The sequence below is a fragment of the Streptomyces sp. OZ13 genome (genome assembly GCF_052068155.1).
In the GTDB taxonomy this organism is placed as follows: Bacteria; Actinomycetota; Actinomycetes; order Streptomycetales; family Streptomycetaceae; genus Streptomyces.
This window is the reverse complement of sequence record NZ_JBQHCZ010000001.1, coordinates 160,526-178,740: the sequence shown is the minus strand read 5'-3', so window position 1 is coordinate 178,740 and position 18,215 is coordinate 160,526. Positions and strand designations below refer to the sequence as shown.

Annotated in this window: 19 protein-coding genes; 13 read left to right on the top strand and 6 right to left on the bottom strand. The window is 71.4% G+C overall.

What is annotated here, in order from left to right; genetic code table 11:
• Positions 1 to 7 precede the first annotated feature (7 nt).
• From ACTMTU_RS00805 to uraD, 4 genes are all read right to left on the bottom strand, one after another.
• A complete protein-coding gene (locus ACTMTU_RS00805) occupies positions 8 to 1,399 on the bottom strand; it encodes a nucleobase:cation symporter-2 family protein (RefSeq protein WP_441261440.1) in 1,392 nt (463 codons plus the stop codon).
• Between the two features lie 67 nt (positions 1,400 to 1,466).
• Positions 1,467 to 2,390, bottom strand: coding sequence for a factor-independent urate hydroxylase (gene pucL / locus ACTMTU_RS00800; RefSeq protein ID WP_307709070.1), 924 nt, complete (start codon positions 2,388 to 2,390; stop codon positions 1,467 to 1,469).
• 5 nt (positions 2,391 to 2,395) lie between these two features.
• Positions 2,396 to 2,794, bottom strand: coding sequence for a hydroxyisourate hydrolase (gene uraH, locus ACTMTU_RS00795; protein WP_441261439.1), 399 nt, complete (start codon positions 2,792 to 2,794; stop codon positions 2,396 to 2,398).
• Positions 2,791 to 3,303 carry a 2-oxo-4-hydroxy-4-carboxy-5-ureidoimidazoline decarboxylase gene (gene uraD / locus ACTMTU_RS00790; protein WP_441261438.1) on the bottom strand — a complete coding sequence of 171 codons (513 nt, stop codon included), beginning with the start codon at positions 3,301 to 3,303 and terminating at the stop codon, positions 2,791 to 2,793. The genes uraH and uraD overlap by 4 nt, the downstream gene beginning before the upstream one ends.
• Positions 3,304 to 3,624: 321 nt before the next feature.
• Between uraD and ACTMTU_RS00785 the strand changes: the two genes are divergently transcribed.
• On the top strand, positions 3,625 to 4,278 hold the full coding sequence (locus ACTMTU_RS00785) for a hypothetical protein (protein ID WP_441261437.1): 654 nt from the start codon (positions 3,625 to 3,627) through the stop codon (positions 4,276 to 4,278).
• Positions 4,279 to 4,380: 102 nt separating this feature from the next.
• Here the strand turns inward: ACTMTU_RS00785 and ACTMTU_RS00780 are convergent, their stop codons facing one another.
• Together ACTMTU_RS00780 and ACTMTU_RS00775 are read right to left on the bottom strand one after the other, a co-directional pair.
• The gene (locus tag ACTMTU_RS00780; RefSeq protein ID WP_441261436.1) at positions 4,381 to 4,755 is read right to left on the bottom strand and encodes a helix-turn-helix domain-containing protein; all 375 of its coding nucleotides are present in this window, start codon (positions 4,753 to 4,755) and stop codon (positions 4,381 to 4,383) included.
• Positions 4,752 to 5,000, bottom strand: coding sequence for a hypothetical protein (locus tag ACTMTU_RS00775; protein WP_159694908.1), 249 nt, complete (start codon positions 4,998 to 5,000; stop codon positions 4,752 to 4,754). Before ACTMTU_RS00775 ends, ACTMTU_RS00780 begins: the two co-directional genes overlap by 4 nt.
• A gap of 178 nt (positions 5,001 to 5,178) precedes the next feature.
• Here ACTMTU_RS00775 and ACTMTU_RS00770 point away from each other — a divergent pair, with 178 nt between their 5' ends.
• The 12 genes from ACTMTU_RS00770 (at position 5,179) to ACTMTU_RS00715 (ending at position 18,170) form a co-directional block, all read left to right on the top strand.
• Positions 5,179 to 6,264, top strand: coding sequence for a lytic transglycosylase domain-containing protein (locus tag ACTMTU_RS00770; protein WP_441261435.1), 1,086 nt, complete (start codon positions 5,179 to 5,181; stop codon positions 6,262 to 6,264).
• A 54-nt stretch (positions 6,265 to 6,318) separates the two neighbouring features.
• Positions 6,319 to 7,383 (top strand): sigma-70 family RNA polymerase sigma factor, encoded by a 1,065-nt coding sequence (locus tag ACTMTU_RS00765; protein WP_441261434.1) that lies wholly within the window; start codon positions 6,319 to 6,321, stop codon positions 7,381 to 7,383.
• 501 nt (positions 7,384 to 7,884) lie between these two features.
• A complete protein-coding gene (locus ACTMTU_RS00760; protein WP_441261433.1) occupies positions 7,885 to 8,844 on the top strand; it encodes an ABC transporter ATP-binding protein in 960 nt (319 codons plus the stop codon).
• A complete protein-coding gene (locus ACTMTU_RS00755) occupies positions 8,841 to 9,611 on the top strand; it encodes an MlaE family ABC transporter permease (RefSeq protein WP_159685103.1) in 771 nt (256 codons plus the stop codon). Before ACTMTU_RS00760 ends, ACTMTU_RS00755 begins: the two co-directional genes overlap by 4 nt.
• 3 nt (positions 9,612 to 9,614) lie before the next feature.
• Entirely contained in the window at positions 9,615 to 10,433 is an 819-nt protein-coding gene (locus tag ACTMTU_RS00750) for an MlaE family ABC transporter permease (RefSeq protein ID WP_307709063.1), read from the top strand.
• A 6-nt stretch (positions 10,434 to 10,439) separates the two neighbouring features.
• On the top strand, positions 10,440 to 11,708 hold the full coding sequence (locus tag ACTMTU_RS00745) for an MCE family protein (protein WP_441261432.1): 1,269 nt from the start codon (positions 10,440 to 10,442) through the stop codon (positions 11,706 to 11,708).
• On the top strand, positions 11,705 to 12,742 hold the full coding sequence (locus tag ACTMTU_RS00740) for an MCE family protein (protein ID WP_441261431.1): 1,038 nt from the start codon (positions 11,705 to 11,707) through the stop codon (positions 12,740 to 12,742). Before ACTMTU_RS00745 ends, ACTMTU_RS00740 begins: the two co-directional genes overlap by 4 nt.
• Positions 12,739 to 13,740, top strand: coding sequence for an MCE family protein (locus ACTMTU_RS00735; protein WP_441261430.1), 1,002 nt, complete (start codon positions 12,739 to 12,741; stop codon positions 13,738 to 13,740). The genes ACTMTU_RS00740 and ACTMTU_RS00735 overlap by 4 nt, the downstream gene beginning before the upstream one ends.
• On the top strand, positions 13,737 to 14,894 hold the full coding sequence (locus tag ACTMTU_RS00730; protein WP_441261429.1) for an MCE family protein: 1,158 nt from the start codon (positions 13,737 to 13,739) through the stop codon (positions 14,892 to 14,894). The genes ACTMTU_RS00735 and ACTMTU_RS00730 overlap by 4 nt, the downstream gene beginning before the upstream one ends.
• Positions 14,891 to 16,186, top strand: coding sequence for an MCE family protein (locus ACTMTU_RS00725; protein ID WP_441261428.1), 1,296 nt, complete (start codon positions 14,891 to 14,893; stop codon positions 16,184 to 16,186). Before ACTMTU_RS00730 ends, ACTMTU_RS00725 begins: the two co-directional genes overlap by 4 nt.
• On the top strand, positions 16,183 to 17,454 hold the full coding sequence (locus tag ACTMTU_RS00720) for an MCE family protein (protein WP_441261427.1): 1,272 nt from the start codon (positions 16,183 to 16,185) through the stop codon (positions 17,452 to 17,454). The genes ACTMTU_RS00725 and ACTMTU_RS00720 overlap by 4 nt, the downstream gene beginning before the upstream one ends.
• On the top strand, positions 17,451 to 18,170 hold the full coding sequence (locus ACTMTU_RS00715; protein WP_441261426.1) for a hypothetical protein: 720 nt from the start codon (positions 17,451 to 17,453) through the stop codon (positions 18,168 to 18,170). Before ACTMTU_RS00720 ends, ACTMTU_RS00715 begins: the two co-directional genes overlap by 4 nt.
• Positions 18,171 to 18,215: the final 45 nt, after the last annotated feature.

Sequence of the window (18,215 nt, the reverse complement as noted above, 5' to 3'; positions counted from 1 at the left end):
CAGGACCCTAGGATGATTTGAGTGCCACAGCCGGGCGGCTGCGGGTGCCGAGATGGTGGAAGAACAGGTTGAGCAGGACCGCGACGAGCGCTCCGGCGCTGATGCCGGAGCCGAGCACGGTCTGTGCCCAGGCCGGGAAGTCCGCGTAGAAAGTGGGCGCGGCCAGCGGGATGATGCCGGCGCCGAGCGCGACGGCCACCAGGATGATGTTGGAGCTGTCGTCGAGTCCGGCCTCGGAGAGGGTGCGGATGCCGCTGACGGCGATCGAGCCGAACAGAACGATTCCGGCGCCGCCGAGGACGGGCATCGGGACGAGTGAGACGACGGCGCCGAGGACGGGGAAGGCGCCGAGGACCAGCAGGGCGCCGCCGGCGACGGCGACGACGTAGCGGCTGCGGACCCGGGTGAGGGTCACCACGCCCACGTTCTGGGCGAACGCGGAGGTGGGGAAGCCGCCGAAGACGGGTCCGAGGAGCGTCGCGATGCCGTCGGTGCGCAGTCCGCGGGTGATCGTCCCGCCGTCGCTGCGGCGGTCGCAGATCTCACCGAGGGCGAGCATCCCGGCGCTGGACTCGGTCATGAGGACCAGCATCACGATGCACAGGGACAGGATCGCGGCGGGCTGGAAGTCGGGGGCGCCGAAGGCGAAGGGGCTCGGCAGCGCGGCGACAGGTGCCTCCCGCAGGGCGGAGAAGTCGGCCATGCCGAAGGGGATCGCGGCCAGCGTGCCGATGAACAGGCCGAGCAGCAGCGCCACTTGCTTGAGGAAGCCGTGGCCGAAGCGCTGGAAGAGCAGGATGACGGCGAGGGTGAACGCGGCCAGCGCCAGGTACTTCATGGCGCCGAAGTCGGCGGCGCCGGTGTCCCCTCCCTGTGCCCAGGTGACGGGCACGGGCATCAGAGTGACGCCGATGAGGGTGATGACCACGCCGGTGACGAGCGGCGGGAAGAAGCGCAGCAGCCGTCCGAAGAAGGGCCCGACGGCGAGGCAGAAGACTCCGGCGACCATCACCGCGCCGTAGATGGCGGGGAGTTGGCGGCCGGGGGCGCTGGTCTCCGCGATGGCGAGCATGGGCGCGATGCCGGCGGAGGAGGCGGCGTTGACGAACGGGAGCCGGTTCCCGACGAAGTTCGCGACACCGATGGTCTGCAGGAGGGTGGCGAGGCCGGCGATCAGCAGGCTCGCCGCGATCAGCCGGGTCAGGCCGACGGCGTCGAGGCCGACCGCCTGGCCGATGATCAGCGGAGGGGTGACCACGCCCGCGTACATGGCGGCGATGTGCTGGAGCGCGGCGGGAACGAGCCGCGCGAGGGGGAGCTTCTCGTCCACGGGATGGACGGGCGGTGCGGTGCCGGGGCCTTGTGCGGCTTGCGCCGGCTCCGTTGCAGGCTGTGCCATGGTTCTTCCCTCCGGTCCGGCCCGCCCCCGCCCGGCTGCGGGCGGGCGGGGGCGGGTCGGTCCCGCGTCAGAGGTTGGTCATGTCGACCGGGATCTTCGGCTCGACGCCGTCCCGCAGGATGGTGGCTTCGATCAGGCCGTACGGGCGGTCGGCCGCGAAGTACACCTCGTTGTCGTTCTTGAGGCCGAACGGCTCGAGGTCCACCAGGAAGTGGTGCTTGTTCGGGAGCGAGAAGCGGATCTCGTCTATCTCGCTGCGGCTGTTGATGATGCGCGAACCCATCTGGTACAGGGTCTGCTGCAGCGACAGCGAGTACGTCTCCGCGAAGGCCTCGAGCATGTGCTTCTTGGCCTGGTCGTAGGACTTGTCCCAGTTGGGCATCCGGTCCTCGTCCGAGGTCCAGTTGTAGCGCCACTGGGCGGCGACCTGGGTGGCCAGGATGCGGTCGTACGCCTCTTTGAGGGTCGTGTACCGGTCCTTGACGTAGCCCCAGAACTCGGAGTTGGTCGAGTTCATCACGGTCAGGTCCTTGAGGCCGGAGACGACCTCCCACTGCTCACCGTCGTAGGTGATCTGGGTGGTGCGGGTCTCCTGGCCCTTGCGGACGAAGGAGTGCTTGACCTCGTCGGCGCCGATGAACTTCGAGTTGCCGTCGGAGGTCGCGATGCGCTCCCAGGCGTACTCCTCGATGCGGATGCGTGCCCGGTGGATCGGTTCCTGGCTCGACACGAAGTGCCGGGCGAGGTGGATGCCGAACTGCTCCGCCGACTCGATGCCGTACTCCTTGGCGAACGCGTACACCGTGTTCTTGGTGGTGTCGGTCGGCAGGACGTTGGCGTTCGAGCCGGAGTAGTGGACGTCGTCCATGTCGCCGGAGAGGGCGACGGAGACGTTCAGGTCCTTGATGTGGTGGGTGTCGCCGTCCCGCGTGATCTTGACGACTCGGTTCTCTGCTTTGCCGTACTGGTTCTGGCCGAGAATCGTGGGCATGTCTGCTAGCTCCCTCGGTAAACGGAGTAGCCGAACGGGTTGAGCAGCAGCGGTACGTGGTAGTGCTCGCCCGGCACGACGGCGAACGTGATCGCCACCTCGGGGAAGAACACACCGGTGGCACCGCTGTCCCGATTCGCGGGGGCGTCCTGCTGCGCATCGGCTTGCTTGTTCTCGAAGTACGCCTCGGTCTCGAAGTCGAGACGTACGTGTGTCGTTCCTTCCGGCAGCGCCGGCAGGTCCTTGCAGCGCCCGTCCGCGTCGGTCTTCGATGCGCCGAGCGCCACCCACCGCGCTCCCGCGCCGCTACGGGACGACAGCGAGATGGCGACGCCCTCTGCGGGTCGTCCCACGCTGGTGTCCAGGATGTGCGTGGACACCGATGCGGTGGTTTCCGTGCTCATGCTTCTTCCTGCTCTACGAGACGGGTCAGGCGGATGCGGTTGATCTTGCCCAGCTCGGCGCGGACGATCTCCCGCTCCTGCTCGGGCGAGTTCTCGATCCGGTCGCGTACGGCGTCCCGCATCTGCTCGCCGGTGCGGCCGGTGGCACAGATCAGGAAGACATGACCGAACTTGTCCTGGTAGGCCAGGTTCAGTTCGAGCATCTCCGCCTTGAGCGCTTCGGACGCGCCTGCCATCCCGCTCTGTTCGCGGGACGACGTGGGGTCGCCCGGCTTGGGCCGGCCGATCGGTGGGTGGCCGGCCATCGCCTCGGCCAGATCCTCCGCGGTCAGTTCCGCCATGGCGGCGTCGCTGGCCTCGAAAAGAGCCTGGGTGGTGGCGTACGGTCGCTGGGCGAGCAGTTTGCTCCCCCACGCCGAACTGGCGCACACCTCGTGCAGTGCGGCCAGGGCCGCACTGTCCTCGGAGGCGTTGAACCGGGCAAGGCCCGGGTTCGGAAGTGAAGTCACGGGAGCCTCCGTGGCTTGTTCATCGCGGTGCGTCGGACGGGCTGCGGATAGCTAACGCCCTTCGGCAACGCGACGTCAACACTTTGTTGAAAACTTGGGGGTACAAATACGGCGCCCCGGCGGCGACCCCGCTCCGGCGCCCACCCGCGGCCGGACCGACCGCCCCGGGGCCTCGTATCGAGCCTTACACCGTTGCAGCAGCACACCGGGGCAGGCGCGCCCGACACGACCTAATGTCGGAAATGTCCTCAGTCGATCGGAGTACCGCCTCCGGTCGCACATAACGCCGACAACGATGTCGGAATCGCCAGGAGCATGCACATGAAAAGCGTTCGCCGCTTCGCCGCCTGTACGGCAGCAAGCGCCCTCCTCGGCCTGGGCGCGGTCGCCCTCGCCACCCCCGCGCAGGCCGGCACCGTACCGGCACGAACCGTGGCGGCCGACCCCGCCGGCGACATCGCGACGGCCGTCGACGACCTCCTCGGGAGTCTGCTCGGCACGGTCAGCGGCACCCTCGGCTCAGTGACCGGCCTCCTGAACGGCCTCCTGGGCGGCCTGCCGGGGCTCGGCGACGTCCCTGCGGCGGGCCTGCCCACGGAGAACCTCCCCGCGACCGGTGAGCTGCCCGCCACCAGTGAGCTGCCCGCGACCGGCCAGACTCCTGCCACCAGTGAGCTTCCGGCGACCGGCGAGGCTCCTGCGGCCGGCGAGGCTCCTGCGGCCGGTGAGCTGCCGGCGAGCGGGGAGCAGCCCACGGCCCAGCTTCCGGCCGGCGAGCTCCCGGCCATCGGCGCCCTCCCCGGCCTGGCCGACATCCCCGGGCTCGCGGACCTGCCCGCGCTCGGGGAAATGCCGGCGACCGGTGACGTCCCGGCGGCGGAGCCGCCCACGACCGACCCGGCCGCCGCGCAGCCGCCGGCCACCGACGAACTCCCCGTGGCCGCCGATGCCGCGGGCACGGCCGGCGACTCCTGACGGAGTGACCCCGGCACACCGCGGCGCCGCCCTCGACCAGCAGGCGAGGGCGGCGCCGTGGTCTGCCGGGCCTGGCCTTCCCCCGAGGCCGACGGAGCGGCGTCAACCGTCCGAAGGGCTCTTCTCGCGGTTCAGGTAGTTGTAGACGGTGAAGCGGCTGACGCCGAGCGCGCCGGCCACCGTCTCCACGCCGTGGCGCACCGAGAACGCGCCGCGCGCCTCCAGCGTCCTGACGATCGACTGCTTGCTCCTGCGGTCGAGTTCGGCGAGCGGCCGGCCGTGCTGCCGCTCCAGGGCCGCGAGGATGTGGTCCAGCGAGTCCGCGAGCTGCGGAAGCCGCACCGCGAGGACCTCCTCGCCCTCCCAGCTGAGGACGACGTCGTCCTCGGCTGCCTCGCCGGGCTCGATCAACACCCCGCCCATGGCGTCGACGAGAGGCTTCACCGCTTGGGCGAGCGCGTGGTCGAGCGCCGTCATCCCTGGCCCTCCACCACGTTGACCTGGAGGGAGACCCGGGTCGCGCCGTTCTCCAGCGCCTTGCGCAGCAACGCGTCGACGGCGCCGAGCACCTGCTCCGCGCCGCCCTCCGCGGTGTTGCCGAACGGTCCGACGTCCACCGCGTCCAGGTCCGCGCCCTGCACGACCTCGCGCACCGCCACGGCGTGCGGCGGTGGCTCGTCCAGGTCGAACGGCTCCGTCGTGAACTCCACTCTCAGTCGCACCATGCCTCCACGTTAGGGCCTGTCCCGTAGGCCTTGACCCGCTCCCCCTTCACCGGCGCCGGACGAGAACGCGCGCCACGACGCGACGGACCGGCGGCGGTCCCGCGTAGAGCAGACGACGAGAGCCACGCCGGTCCCGGTTCCGTCCGGACCGGTGGCACAGGGAGGGGTCTGCATCATGACAGGACGCGTAGGCAGAGGTGTCAAGGCGACGGCGGCCGCCGCCATGGCGGTCGCGGCGCTCACCGCCTCGCAAGGGCCCGGGACCGCCGTCCCGGCCGGGCAGCGGCAGCCGCTGCCGACGGGAGGGACCGTCTCCGGCGACAGCGTGTACCGCACCGAGCTGCCGCCGCTGCGGACGCCGGGGCCGGCGGACGTCCGGGCGCCGGGGGTCCACGCCGCACCGGCGGCCGGGGCGCTCCCCGCGACGGTGTTCGCCGCGTACCGGGCCGCCGAGGCCGCACTCGCGCGCAGCGCTCCGGGCTGCGGCCTGCGGCTGCAGCTCCTCGCGGCGATCGGCCAGGTCGAGTCCGGGCAGGCCCGAGGCGGACGTGTCCTCCCCGACGGCACCTCGCTCTCCCCGATCCTCGGCCCGCGGCTGGACGGCAACGGCTTCGCGCTCATCCGGGACAGCGACGGCGGGGCGTACGACGGGGACACGGTGTACGACCGTGCCGTGGGGCCCATGCAGTTCATCCCCTCCACCTGGGCGCACTGGGGCGCCGACGGCAACGGCGACGGCCGTGCCGACCCGGGGAACATCTTCGACGCGGCACTCGCGGCCGGGCGGTACCTGTGCGCGGGAGGGCGGGACCTGTCGGAGCGGGCGGGCCTCGAGCGCGCGGTCCTCGGCTACAACCACTCCGTGGCGTACCTGCGGACGGTGCTGGCCTGGTACGCGTACTACCTCGGCGGCCACCGGGTGGTGCCGGACGACCGCGGCCCGTCCACCGGGCCCGCCCGGTCCGTCCCGGCCGCTCCGGAGCCGCGGCGCACCGGTGGGCCGCGTCCCGCGGCGACACCGTCGCCCACGGAGGCGCCCGCCTCGCCCCGGCCGGCCGCCCGGCCCTCCTCCTCGCCCTCCCCACGCCCGAGCGGCACCGCGCCGGCCGGCGGCCAGGAACCGGCGGAGCCGTTGCTGCCCCTCCCCGACGTGCGACCGCCCGGCGACGGCCTGCTGCCGGACGGGCCCGGCGGACTGACCAGCAACGGAACGGACTCGATGGACGCAGGCCCCTCCACAATCCCGGATACCGGGCGGTAATGTCGCCACCCGCCGGACAGGGACGCGACCGGCGGTGCGAGCGAAGGGGCCCTCATGGCTACGGACATGCAGCCTGCCCAGCCCGACGGGCCGGGTCGGGAGTCCAAGGAACGCTGGCAGCGCGCCTGGAGCCACCGCGAGGACCTGCTCAAGGTGGCCCGCCGCCGGTCGGTCAGCGCAGAGGACGCCGAGGACGCCGTGCACGAGGCGATGCTGCGTGCCGCCGAGCACCCGGACCTCGACGACGAGCGGCTGGGCGCCTGGCTGACGACGGTGACGATGCGGCTGTGCGTGGACCGCCACCGTCAGGTCCACCGGGAGGCGCAGGTACGCAGCAGCCCGAGGCTGCATCCCCCGGGCCCGGTCCCCGTCGAGGAGGCGGTCTGCGACCGCGCGGAGGCGCGCTGGCTCGCGGTCCGAAGCTCGGAACTGCCCGCCCGGCAGGCGGAGGCGCTCTGGCTGAAGGCGGAGGACCTCGACGTCGGGCAGGTCGCCACCAAGATGGGCCTGAGCTACCGCACCGTCGAGTCCCTGCTGGCACGCGCCCGCCGCACCCTGCGCAACTCGCTGGCGGCGACGCTCGGGCTGGCGCTGTGGTTGTGCGGCCGGGGCAGGCCGGGCAGCGGGGGCAACGCCCAAGCGGTGGCGCTCGCCTCGACGGCGGTCACGCTCGCGGTGGCCGGCCTGGTCCTGCCGCACGTCCATGACGGCGACGCCCCCTCGCCGCGGCCGGCGACGCAGCCGGCGGCGACGGAGGCGGCCGGGTCCGGGGCGCCGGAACCCGACCGCACGGGTGCGCCGGGGAACGCCTCCCCGTCGCCCGCCCCCACCCCGGGGGCGTCGGGCGGGGCCCGCCCCGCCGGCGAGCGGGGCCTGCCGCTGCCGGAACTGCCCGGCGTGCCGCTGCCGGCGCTGCCGCTGTCGACGCCGCCGGTGTCGGGGCTGCCCGTGCCGGAGGCGGAGGATCTGGTGTCGTTGCTGCCAACGGTGCCGTCGGCGTCGGTCCCGACCGTGCGGCCGTCGGTTCCGGCCGTGCCGTCCTCGGTTCCGGCCTTGCCGGCCCCGTCGGCGTCGGTCCCGACCGTGCCGGTCCCGCCGGCGCTTCCGGCACAGCCGTAGCCGCTGCGCGGGGCGTTTTCCCCACCCCTCCCCCTTCGGCCTGGCGGCCGTGGGGGGACCCCCACTTCCCGAACCCGGGCTCCGCCCGGACCCGGCACCGCGCTGCGCGCGGTATTTCGGGGGCTCCTCCCCCTACGCCTGGCGGCGTGGGGGGACCCCCACCGCACCCCCGCGCCTCGAACGCCGGCGAGGCTGAAGTTGTCAGGCAACTCGAGCCCGCCCGGGGGCACCTCCCACGGCCGCCAGGCCGTAGGGGGAGCTTGAGGGCACCGCGCGAAGCGCGGTGCGGGGTCCGGGGCCTGCCCCGCCACGCGGCGGAGCCGCACATCGGTACAGCGGGAAGGGGCGGGTAGGGGACACGCACGCCGCATGCGGCACCCGCCCCCGTCCCGACACCCCCGCGAAACCCCGTCGAAAAAATCTTCGCCCCGTCGCGACGGACGCCCCTCCCCTCCCCGTAGAGCAGTTGTCGGACCGCTCCACGGCTGAAGGGTGTACCGGATGGGTGTCGAGATCTGCGTGGAAGGGCTCACCAAGTCCTTCGGGCGCCAGGTCATCTGGCAGGACGTCTCCCTGACCCTGCCCGCCGGGGAGGTCTCCGTCATGCTGGGGCCCTCCGGGACCGGCAAGTCCGTGTTCCTGAAGACGCTCGTGGGGCTGCTGAAACCCGAGCGCGGGTCCATCCGGATCGCCGGGCAGGACATCACGACGCTGCGGGAGCACGAGCTCTACGAGGTGCGGAAGCTGTTCGGCGTGCTGTTCCAGGACGGCGCGCTGTTCGGTTCGATGAACCTCTACGACAACATCGCCTTCCCGCTGCGCGAGCACACCCGCAAGCCGGAGGGCGAGATCCGCCGGATCGTGCTCGAGAAGATGGACATGGTCGGCCTGATCGGCGCCGAGGACAAACTGCCCGGCGAGATATCCGGCGGTATGCGCAAGCGGGCCGGACTGGCGCGGGCCCTGGTGCTCGACCCGGAGATCATCCTGTTCGACGAGCCGGACTCGGGTCTCGATCCGGTGCGCGTGGCGTATCTCAACCAGCTGATCGTCGATCTCAACGCGCAGATCGACGCCACGTTCCTCATTGTCACCCACGACATCGCCTCGGCCCGCCAGGTCCCCGACAACATCGGGCTGTTGTTCCGCCGCGAGCTGGTGATGTTCGGACCGCGGGAGCAGTTGCTGACCAGCGAAGAGCCCGTGGTTCGGCAGTTCCTCAACGGGCGGATGCAGGGACCGATCGGCATGGCGGAGGAGAAGGACGCCGCCCAGGTCGAGCAGGAGCTCGCGCAGCTCGGTGAGGCGGCGGACGCCGCCGTACCGGGCGTGCTCGAGCTGACACCGCGGCTGCTGCCGACCGAGGGCATCGAACGGCCGCCCCGCTGGGCGGAGATCGCGGACCGTGAGGCGCTGCGGCGGCTGCGGGCGTCGGTGCGCGGAAGGGCGGGCGAGGCATGAGCCTGTCGCCCGTCGGGGCGCTGCGGCAGTCGGGCAGCCTGTTCGCCATGGGGCTGGACGTGCTGCGCACGATCCCCAAGCGGCCCTTCCAGGTCAGGGAGTTCATCCAGCAGGCGTGGTTCGTCGCGAGTGTGACGATCCTGCCGACGGCGCTGGTGTCGATCCCGTTCGGAGCGGTGATCGCGTTGCAGATCGGCTCTCTGACGAGGCAGCTGGGCGCGCAGTCGTTCTCGGGCGCCGCGTCGGTCCTCGCGGTGCTGCGGGAGGCGTCGCCGATCGTGACCGCGCTGCTGATCGCGGGCGCGGGCGGCACGGCGATCTGCGCGGATCTCGGGGCGCGGAAGATCCGCGAGGAGATCGACGCGATGCAGGTGCTGGGCATCGACCCGATCCACCGGCTGGTCGTGCCGCGGGTGCTGGCCACGATGCTGGTGGCGGTGCTGCTCAACGGCCTCGTGTCGGTGGTCGGGGTGGCGGGCGGCTACTTCTTCAACGTGGTGCTGCAGAACGGCACCCCTGGCGCCTATCTGGCCTCGTTCACCACGCTCGCCCAGCTTTCCGACCTGTGGGCGGCCGAACTCAAGGCCCTGGTGTTCGGGGCGATCGCGGCGATCGTCGCCTCGTACAAGGGGCTGACCGCGAAGGGCGGCCCCAAGGGCGTCGGCGACGCGGTGAACCAGTCGGTGGTGATCACCTTCATGTTGCTGTTCGTGACGAACTTCGTGATGACCGCCGTGTACTTCCAGATCGTTCCGCAGAGGGGCTGAGCGATGCCGCTGATGAATCGTCTGCTGCCGCCGCAGCTCGAGGAGCTGGGCAGGCAGCTGGTCTTCTACGGCCGTTCGCTGGCCTGGACCGGCCGGACACTGCGCCGCTACAAGAAGGAGATCCTCCGGCTGCTCGCGGAGGTGAGTTTCGGGCGCGGGGCGCTCGCCGTCGTCGGCGGGACCGTCGGGGTGATCGCGTTCCTGTCGTTCTTCACCGGCACCGAGGTCGGCCTCCAGGGCTACGCGGCGCTCAACCAGCTCGGCACGTCGAACTTCGTGGCGTTCCTCTCCGCGTACTTCAACACCCGGGAGATCGCGCCGCTGGTGGCGGGCCTGGCGCTGTCCGCGACGGTCGGCGCCGGGTTCACCGCGCAGCTGGGCGCGATGCGGATCAGCGAGGAGACCGACGCGCTGGAGGTGATGGGCGTCCCGTCGCTGCCGTTCCTGGTGACGACGCGAATGATCGCCGGTTTCGTCGCGGTGATCCCGCTGTACGTGGTGGGGCTGCTGTCCTCGTACTTCGCGGCCCGCACGATCACCACCGGCTACTACGGGCAGTCGGCCGGCACCTACGACCACTACTTCCAGCAGTACCTGCCGCCGGTCGACGTCCTGTGGTCCTTCGGAAAGGTGATCGTCTTCGCCGTCGTGATCATCCTGGTGCACTGCTACTACGGCTACTACGCGAGCGGCGGCCCGGCCGGTGTCGGGGTCGCCGTGGGCCGCGCCGTGCGCACCTCGATCGTGGCGATCAACATTCTCGACTTCTTCCTCAGCCTGGCGATCTGGGGCGCCAACACGACCGTACGGATAGCGGGGTAAGGGCCGATGAGCAGAGAGGGAAGCGCCGCGGCGCACGCCGGCCGACTGCGGCTGTACGGGCTGGTGTTCGTCGCCGTCATCGCGCTGCTGCTGTCGCTGGCGGTGGCCACGTACCAGCAGGTGTTCACCTCGGTCGTGCGCGTCACGCTGGAGGCGGACACGCTGGGGAACCAGCTCGACCCGAGGGCCGACGTCAAGCTGCGCGGACTGCTCGTCGGTGAGGTGCGCGAGGTGCGGGCCGACGGGGAGAAGGCGACGCTCGACATCGCGCTGAAGCCGGAGCACGTGTCGCGCATCCCGGCCGATGTGCACGCCCGGCTGCTGCCGAAGACGCTGTTCGGCGAGAAGTTCGTCGACCTGGTGGTGCCGGGCGGCTCCTCGGGCCGGCACATCCGGGCCGGCGACGTCATCACCCAGGACCGCACCCGGGCGGGCATCGAGGTGCAGCATCTGATGAACGACCTGCTGCCGCTGCTGCGCACCGTGCGGCCCGCGGATCTCAACGCCACGCTGCACGCGTTCTCCACCGCGCTGGAGGGGCGTGGCGACCGCATCGGCGACAACCTCGTACGGCTGGAGCGCTATCTGCGTGAGCTCAACCCCCATATGCCCTCCCTCCAGGAGGACATCTCCCGCTTCGCCGATGTCGCCGAGGTCTACGGCGACGCGGCGCCGGACCTGATGAACATCCTGCGCGACTCCGTCACCACGAGCCGCACGATCGTGGAGAAGCGCGAGCAGCTGGCCGCAGCCCTGACGGGAACGGCGAAGGTCGCCGGCACGGCGGAGAAGTTCTTCGACGACAACGGCGAGCGGCTGATCACCCTGGGCCGTGTCTCCCGCCCGACGCTCGACCTGTTCGCCCGCTACTCACCCGAGTACCCGTGCCTGCTGGAAGGCCTCGAGCGCCAGAGCAGGGAGTCGGAGAAGGCGTTCGCGGGCGGCGAGATGCGCATCACCCTCGAATTCGTCCATCCGCGACCCGCGTACCGACCCGGTGAGGAACCGCGCTATGCCGAGCGCTCCGGCCCGAACTGCCGAGGCATCCCTGGCCCTTCCGTGCCGGCGGGGCACACCAAGCTCGACGACGGTACGAAGGACGTCGCTGCCGGCGGCCCGCCAGGAGCCGGCCCGGTCTCCGCGACGGCGGCCGAGCAGCGGGCCGTGGGCTCGCTGGTCGCGCCGGTCCTGGGGGTGCCCGCCGACCGGGTTCCCGCGGTGGCGACGCTGCTGTTCGGGCCCATGGCACGCGGGACGGCGGTGAGTGTGGCATGAAGGCGTCACGAGCGACCGCGACCGCGGCACCGCTGGTCAAGTTCCTTCTCTTCGCCGCGGTGACGGTCCTGGCGACGACGCTGCTCGCGGCGACGATCGTCAACATCTCCTTCACCCCGGAGCACACCTACCGTGCCGTGTTCAGCGATGTCACCAGCCTCGAGGAGGGCGACGACATCCGCGTCGCCGGAGTGCGCGTCGGCGAGGTCGAGGCCATCCGCATCAAGGACCGCACGCTGGCGGAGGTGACGTTCACCGTCACCCGCGACCGGCCGCTGCTGACCAGCACCGGAGCGGTCATCCGCTACCGGAGCCTGGTCGGACAGCGCTACGTCGCCCTGACGGAGGGCGCGGGCGACGGCACCCGGATGAAGCCCGGCGACACGATCCCGCTGGCCCGGACCCAGCCGGCGCTCGACCTGAACGCCCTGCTCGGCGGCTTCAAGCCGCTGTTCGCCGCGCTCAGTCCGAAGGACGTCAACCAGCTCGCCACCGAGATCATCAAGACGTTGCAGGGCGAGGGCGGAACGGTCGACAGCCTCCTCGCGCACACCGCGTCCCTGACCACGACCCTCGCCGACCGGGACGAGCTGATCGGGTCGGTGATCGACAACCTCAACACCACGCTCCAGACCCTCGACAAGCGAGGCGCCCGGTTCTCCGGACTGCTCAAGCAGCTCCAGCGGCTGATCTCCGGCCTGTCCGCCGACCGCAAGCCGATCGGCTCCTCGCTGGAGAACATCGGCGCGCTGACCGAGGCGACCTCCGGTCTGCTCGAGGACGCACGGCCGCCGCTGCGGGGCGACATCGCCGAGCTGAGGGACCTGACCAAGACGCTGAACGACAACGAGAAGACCGTGGAGGGCGTGCTGAAGCGGCTGCCGAACAAGCTCGACAAGCTGACGGGGACCGCCTCGTACGGTTCCTGGTTCAACTTCTACCTCTGTGACTTCGACGGCCGGATCGTGCTGCCGAAGACCCGAGAGGTGATCACTCCGGAGCTGCACGTGGCGCGGGCGAGGTGCGGCGGATGAAGATACGTCTCCTTCCCCGCACACCGTTCCGTGACCGCAACCCGGTCGTGATCGGCGCGGTCGGCATCACCACGCTCGCGCTGCTGACGACCGCCGCGTTCAACGCCGACAGCCTGCCGGTGATCGGCAACGGCGAGACGTACAGCGCGGCCTTCTCGGAGGCCGGCGGCCTCAAGCCGGGTGACGAGGTGCGCATCGCCGGGGTCAAGGTCGGCAAGGTCGACGCGGTCGACCTCGACGGCGACCATGTGAAGGTCACCTTCAAGATCAAGGGCGAGCCGGAGTTCGGCACGAGGACCGGCGCCGCCATCCGGATCAAGACGATCCTGGGCGCGAAGTACCTTGCCCTGCAGCCGAAAGGGTCGGGACAGCTGCGGCCCGGCAGCGAGATCCCGCTGGAGCGCACCACCCCGGCCTACGACGTCGTCCAGGCCTTCAGCGATCTGACGACGACCAGCGAAAAGGTCGACACGGAGCAGTTGGCGAAGGCTCTGGACACCATCTCGACGACCTTCGAGGACTCGCCCGAAGAGGTACGCGCCTCCATCAAGGGCCTGTCGAGGATCTCGAAGACGGTGGCCTCGCGTGACGAGGACCTGCGCGAGCTGCTGAAGCACGCCGACTCGGTCACCAAGATCCTCTCCGAACGGTCCGGTGAGTTCACCACCCTGGTCAAGGACGGCGACGCGCTGTTCAAGGAGATCACACGGCGCCGGGCGGCGATCCACGCGCTGCTCAAGAGCTCCGCCGCACTCGGCATCCAGCTCTCCGGCCTGGTCGCGGACAACGAGAAGGAGATCGGCCCGGCGCTGAGCGGGCTGAACCAGGTGGTGCGGATGCTGGAGCGCAACCAGGCGAGCCTCGACCGCAGCGTCGCGCTGCTCGCCCCGTACGTGCGGGTCTTCACCAACACCCTCGGCAACGGCCGCTGGTTCGACAGCTACATCCAGAACATGGTCGCCGCTCCGGTGGTCCCCCGGACAGGAGGCTCGCGATGAAGGGCCGTATCCGCTTCGATCCGAAGGGCCGTACGGCCCGGCTGACGGCCGCCGCCGCCGTCGCGGCGCTGCTGGTCTGCGCCGCGGTCGTGCTGTGGCCGCGCGAGGAACCGGTCCGCGTCACCGCGTACTTCCCGCGCACCGTGGGCATCTACCCGGGCTCCGACGTGCGGGTGCTCGGCGTACGCGTCGGTGAGGTCACCGAGATCGTTCCCGAGGGCGGCCGGGTGCGCGTGCAGCTCGAGTACGAGCCCGGGCGCAAGATCCCCGCCGACGCCCAGGCCGCCATCATCAACTCCTCGGTGGTCAGCGACCGTTACGTGCAGATGCTGCCGGTGTACCGGGGCGGGCCCGTGATGCGCGACGGCGCGGTGATCCCTCAGAGCCGCACGGCCGTGCCGGTGGAGCTGGACCGGGTCTTCGACAGCCTGCACACGACGGCCGAGGCGCTCGGTCCGAAGGGCGCCAACGAGGACGGCTCGCTCGCGCGGCTGCTGGGGGTGAGCGCCGCCAATCTCGACGGCCAGGGCGAACAGATGCACCGGACGGTGGAGGACCTGTCCCTCGCCGTCACCACGCTGTCGGACGGCCGGGACGACCTGTTCGGGACCGTACGCAATCTTCAGGTGTTCACCGCGGCGCTCGCCGCCGACGACAAGAGCGTGCGGTCGTTCAACGACAGTCTCGCCGCGGTCGCCGATCAGCTCGCCGGGGAGCGCAAGGACCTCGCGGCGGCCCTCAGGCATCTGGGGGCGGCGCTCGGCGACGTGTCCAGGTTCGTGAAGAACAACAAGAAGGCGCTGACCGAGGACGTGAAGGGACTCAGCAAGGTCACCAAGGTGCTGGTGACCCAACGGGCGGCGCTGGCGGAGCTGCTGGAGGTCGCGCCCACCGGCCTGTCCAACCTCCAGAACGCCTACAACCCGTCGTCAGGCACCCTCGACACCCGCAACAACCCCGACCATCCGCAGGATCCGGCGGCGCTGTTGTGCTCGCTGCTGAGGACGATGGGCGATGCCGGGGGCAAGAACCCCGACTGCGCGGAGCTGGACGAGCTGTTCGACTCGCTGCCCGAGGTGCCGCACGCCGGCGCGGTGCCGGGCTCCGGCCAGGTCGACCGGACGCTCGGCGGAATCCTGGAGGCACGCGCATGAGTGCACCCCGCAGGCACCGGGCCGTGGCCCTGGCCACCGCCATGGGCTCCGTACTGCTCACCGGCTGCGACTTCAACGGCCTGTACGACGTGGACCTGCCCGGCGGCGCCGCCGCCGACGGCAACGCCTACCACGTGACGGCCGACTTCAGGGACGTCCTGGACCTGGTCCCGCAGTCGGCGGTGAAGGTCAACAACGTCACCGTGGGCGCGGTCGAGAAGGTGGAACTGGTCGGCTGGCACGCCCGGGTACGCCTGCGTATCGCGGACGACGTGAAGCTGCCCGGCAACGCCTTCGCCGAGCTGCGGCAGACCAGCATGCTCGGCGAGAAGTACGTGGCCCTGTCCCCGCCGGTCGGCATCGAGGCCAGTGGGCGGCTCACCGACGGTGCGCGCATCCCGCTGTCGCGCACCGGACGCAACCCCGAGATCGAGGAGGTGCTCTCCGCCCTTTCCGCGCTGCTGAACGGCGGCGGCGTGGCGCAACTCAAAACGATCACCGTGGAGTTGAACAAGGCGCTGGAGGGCCGGGAGAACCGGGTCAAGGACCTGCTCGGCGAGCTGGACACGTTCATCGGCGGGCTCGACAAGCAGCGCAAGGAGATCGTCCGGGCGCTCAAGGGCATCGACCGGCTGGCGAAGCGGCTGGCCGCCGAGAAGAAGACGATCGCGCAGGCCGTGGACACGGTGCCCGGCGCGCTGAAGGTCCTGGCCGACCAGCGCAGCGACCTGACGGCGATGCTGACCTCGCTCTCCGAGCTGGGGAAGACGGGCACCAAGGTGATCAACACCTCCCGCGCGGACACGGTGGCCAACCTCAGGAGCCTCCAGCCGATCCTGCAGCAGCTGAACAAGGCCGGCAGCGATCTCCCCAACTCGCTGGAACTCCTGACGACCTATCCGTTCCCCCGGAACGTGACCGGCGCCATCAAGGGCGACTACGTCAACCTCAAGATCACCGCGGATCTGGACCTCGCGAGCGTCTACGGCAACCTCGCGGAGGAACCGCCGGGCCCGGGCGGTCCGGGGACACCGGAGCCGCCGCAGGTTCCCGGGACGCCCGACCTGCCCGAGGTGCCCGGCCTGCCGCAAGCGCCCCTGCCGACCGCGCCCCCCGAGGTTCCCGGCGCACCGACGCCGGGCGCACCGCCGCCCCCCGGCGGCGACGGGCCGCTGTGTCCGCCGGTGTGCACCGGCAGCCAGGTCGCCCACCGGGACGGCGACGGACGGCGGCTGCCCGCGGGGATCGACCTGGCGCTGGCCGAACTGATGCTGAAGGGGATGCAGCCGTGATCACACGTACGGTCAGGGCCCAGCTGATCGCCTTCGCCGCGGTCACCGCGGTGGGGTGCTCGTACGTCGGCGCCCGCTACACCGGCCTGGTGGACAGCGTGCTGGACCGCGGCTACACCGTGCGGGCCGACTTCGCCGACTCCGGTGGCATCTTCCAGGGCGCCGAGGTCACCTACCGGGGCGTTCCGGTGGGCCGGGTCGGGGAGCTGCGGCTCGCCGGCACGGACGGTGTCTCCGTGGCGCTGGACATCGAGGACGGGACCCGGATACCGGCGGACACGCTGGCCGTGGTGGCGAACCGTTCCGCGGTCGGCGAGCAGTACGTCGACCTCCAGCCGCGCCGCTCCGGCGGCCCGTATCTGGACGAGGGCAGCAAGATCCCGCGCGCCGACACCAGGGTCCCGCTGCCCACGACGGCGCTCGTCCTCAGCCTGGACCGGCTGGTCAACTCGGTCGGCAAGGACGATCTGCGGGTCACGGTCGACGAACTCGGCAAGGCGTTCGCCGGCACCGGGCCGCATCTGAGCAGGCTGGTCGACTCCGGGAACCTGCTGGTGGAGTCGGCCTCCGAGAACCTTCCGGAGACGACTTCGCTCATCGAGGACTCACGGGTGGTGCTGAAGACCCAGAGCGACAAGGGGTCGGCCATCAAGTCGTTCTCCCGCGACCTGGCCGCGCTGACCGCGGAACTCAAGGCACGCGACGGCGATCTGCGGCGGCTGGTCGGCAACACCGCCCCGGCGGCGCAGGAGGTCGACTCACTGCTGAAGTCCAACGAGACGCATCTGCCGGTGCTGCTCTCCAACCTGATCAGCGGCGGCCAGGTCACGGTGGCGCGCCTGCCCGGTGTGGAGCAGGCGCTGGTGACGTTCCCGGTGATCGTCGCCGGCAGCTACACCGTGATCCCCGGCGACGGCACCACCCACTTCGGCATGGTCGTGAACGCCGACGACCCGCCGCCGTGCCGCCAGGGGTACGGCACTCAGCGGCGCGACCCGGCGGACACCTCTCAGCGGCCCGCCGACACCGGGGCGCGCTGCACCGAGCCGCGCGGCAGCGGCACGTCCGTGCGCGGCGCGCAGAACGCGCCGGGCCCTTCGCGGTCCGGCGGCGCGCGGCAGGCGGCGCACGTCACCCCGTACGACCCGGAGACCGGCACCCTCGCCGGGCCGGGCGGCACGCTCCTCGAGATCGGCTCGACGGGCGGAGAACAGAGCACGTTCGGAAAGGACTCGTGGCAATGGCTGCTCGTGGGACCGATGGCATGAGCGCGGACGACGCACGCGAGGACACCGCGCCCGTGGACGCGGCACGCGACGACGGCGCGGCGGAGGAAGCCGCCGGCGAGGGCAGCGCGCCGAAGGGCGCGGCGTCCGAGGGCACGCCCGAGGAGAGCGCCCCCGGGGACATCGCGGGCGAGGACGACACCCCCGAAGGGGGGACGCGGCGGCCCGGGCTCGTGGCGGCGCTGCGGCGGATCGGCGGCAGGACGGCCGCGGCCGCGCGGCGCGGCAGGGCACTGCCGGCCGCGCTCGCCGTGGCGACCGTAGCGGTCACGGCCCTCAGCGGCCGGCTGTGCGTCGAGGTGTACGAGCAGCGCGCGCAGGCGCAGCGGCACCAGGACATCCTGGCCGCCGCCCGCCAGTCGGCGCTGAACTTCACGTCGCTGGACTACCGGCACTACGAGCGGGACAGCGCGAACGTCCTGAAGGGCGCGACGGGCGACTTCAAGGAGCAGTTCGCCGCGCAGACAGGCGAGTTGACCAAGCTGGTCGCCGCCAACAGGTCCGTCTCGGAGGGGCAGGTGCTCGAGGCGGGCATAGCGCGGGCCGACGAGCGCTCGGCGCGGGTGCTGGTCGTCGCCGACAGCAAGGTGACGAACAAGGCCGCGCCGGAGGGGCAGTCCCGTACCTACCGGCTGCAACTCGATCTCGTGCTCGAGAAGGGCCGCTGGCTGACGTCCGATGTCGAGTTCGTCGGCTGACCCGGCGGGCGGCACACCCGAGCGCACACCCGTACCACCAGCAGT

Bases quoted from the DNA above. Each gene is read 5' to 3' on its own strand.
- ACTMTU_RS00805 (WP_441261440.1), bottom strand. From the start codon at position 1,399: ATGGCACAGCCTGCAACGGAGCCGGCGCAAGCCGCACAAGGCCCCGGC.
- pucL (WP_307709070.1), bottom strand. From the start codon at position 2,390: ATGCCCACGATTCTCGGCCAGAACCAGTACGGCAAAGCAGAGAACCGA.
- uraH (WP_441261439.1), bottom strand. From the start codon at position 2,794: ATGAGCACGGAAACCACCGCATCGGTGTCCACGCACATCCTGGACACC.
- ACTMTU_RS00785 (WP_441261437.1), top strand. From the start codon at position 3,625: ATGAAAAGCGTTCGCCGCTTCGCCGCCTGTACGGCAGCAAGCGCCCTC.
- ACTMTU_RS00780 (WP_441261436.1), bottom strand. From the start codon at position 4,755: ATGACGGCGCTCGACCACGCGCTCGCCCAAGCGGTGAAGCCTCTCGTC.
- ACTMTU_RS00770 (WP_441261435.1), top strand. From the start codon at position 5,179: ATGACAGGACGCGTAGGCAGAGGTGTCAAGGCGACGGCGGCCGCCGCC.
- ACTMTU_RS00765 (WP_441261434.1), top strand. From the start codon at position 6,319: ATGGCTACGGACATGCAGCCTGCCCAGCCCGACGGGCCGGGTCGGGAG.
- ACTMTU_RS00760 (WP_441261433.1), top strand. From the start codon at position 7,885: ATGGGTGTCGAGATCTGCGTGGAAGGGCTCACCAAGTCCTTCGGGCGC.
- ACTMTU_RS00755 (WP_159685103.1), top strand. From the start codon at position 8,841: ATGAGCCTGTCGCCCGTCGGGGCGCTGCGGCAGTCGGGCAGCCTGTTC.
- ACTMTU_RS00750 (WP_307709063.1), top strand. From the start codon at position 9,615: ATGCCGCTGATGAATCGTCTGCTGCCGCCGCAGCTCGAGGAGCTGGGC.
- ACTMTU_RS00745 (WP_441261432.1), top strand. From the start codon at position 10,440: ATGAGCAGAGAGGGAAGCGCCGCGGCGCACGCCGGCCGACTGCGGCTG.
- ACTMTU_RS00740 (WP_441261431.1), top strand. From the start codon at position 11,705: ATGAAGGCGTCACGAGCGACCGCGACCGCGGCACCGCTGGTCAAGTTC.
- ACTMTU_RS00735 (WP_441261430.1), top strand. From the start codon at position 12,739: ATGAAGATACGTCTCCTTCCCCGCACACCGTTCCGTGACCGCAACCCG.
- ACTMTU_RS00730 (WP_441261429.1), top strand. From the start codon at position 13,737: ATGAAGGGCCGTATCCGCTTCGATCCGAAGGGCCGTACGGCCCGGCTG.
- ACTMTU_RS00725 (WP_441261428.1), top strand. From the start codon at position 14,891: ATGAGTGCACCCCGCAGGCACCGGGCCGTGGCCCTGGCCACCGCCATG.
- ACTMTU_RS00715 (WP_441261426.1), top strand. From the start codon at position 17,451: ATGAGCGCGGACGACGCACGCGAGGACACCGCGCCCGTGGACGCGGCA.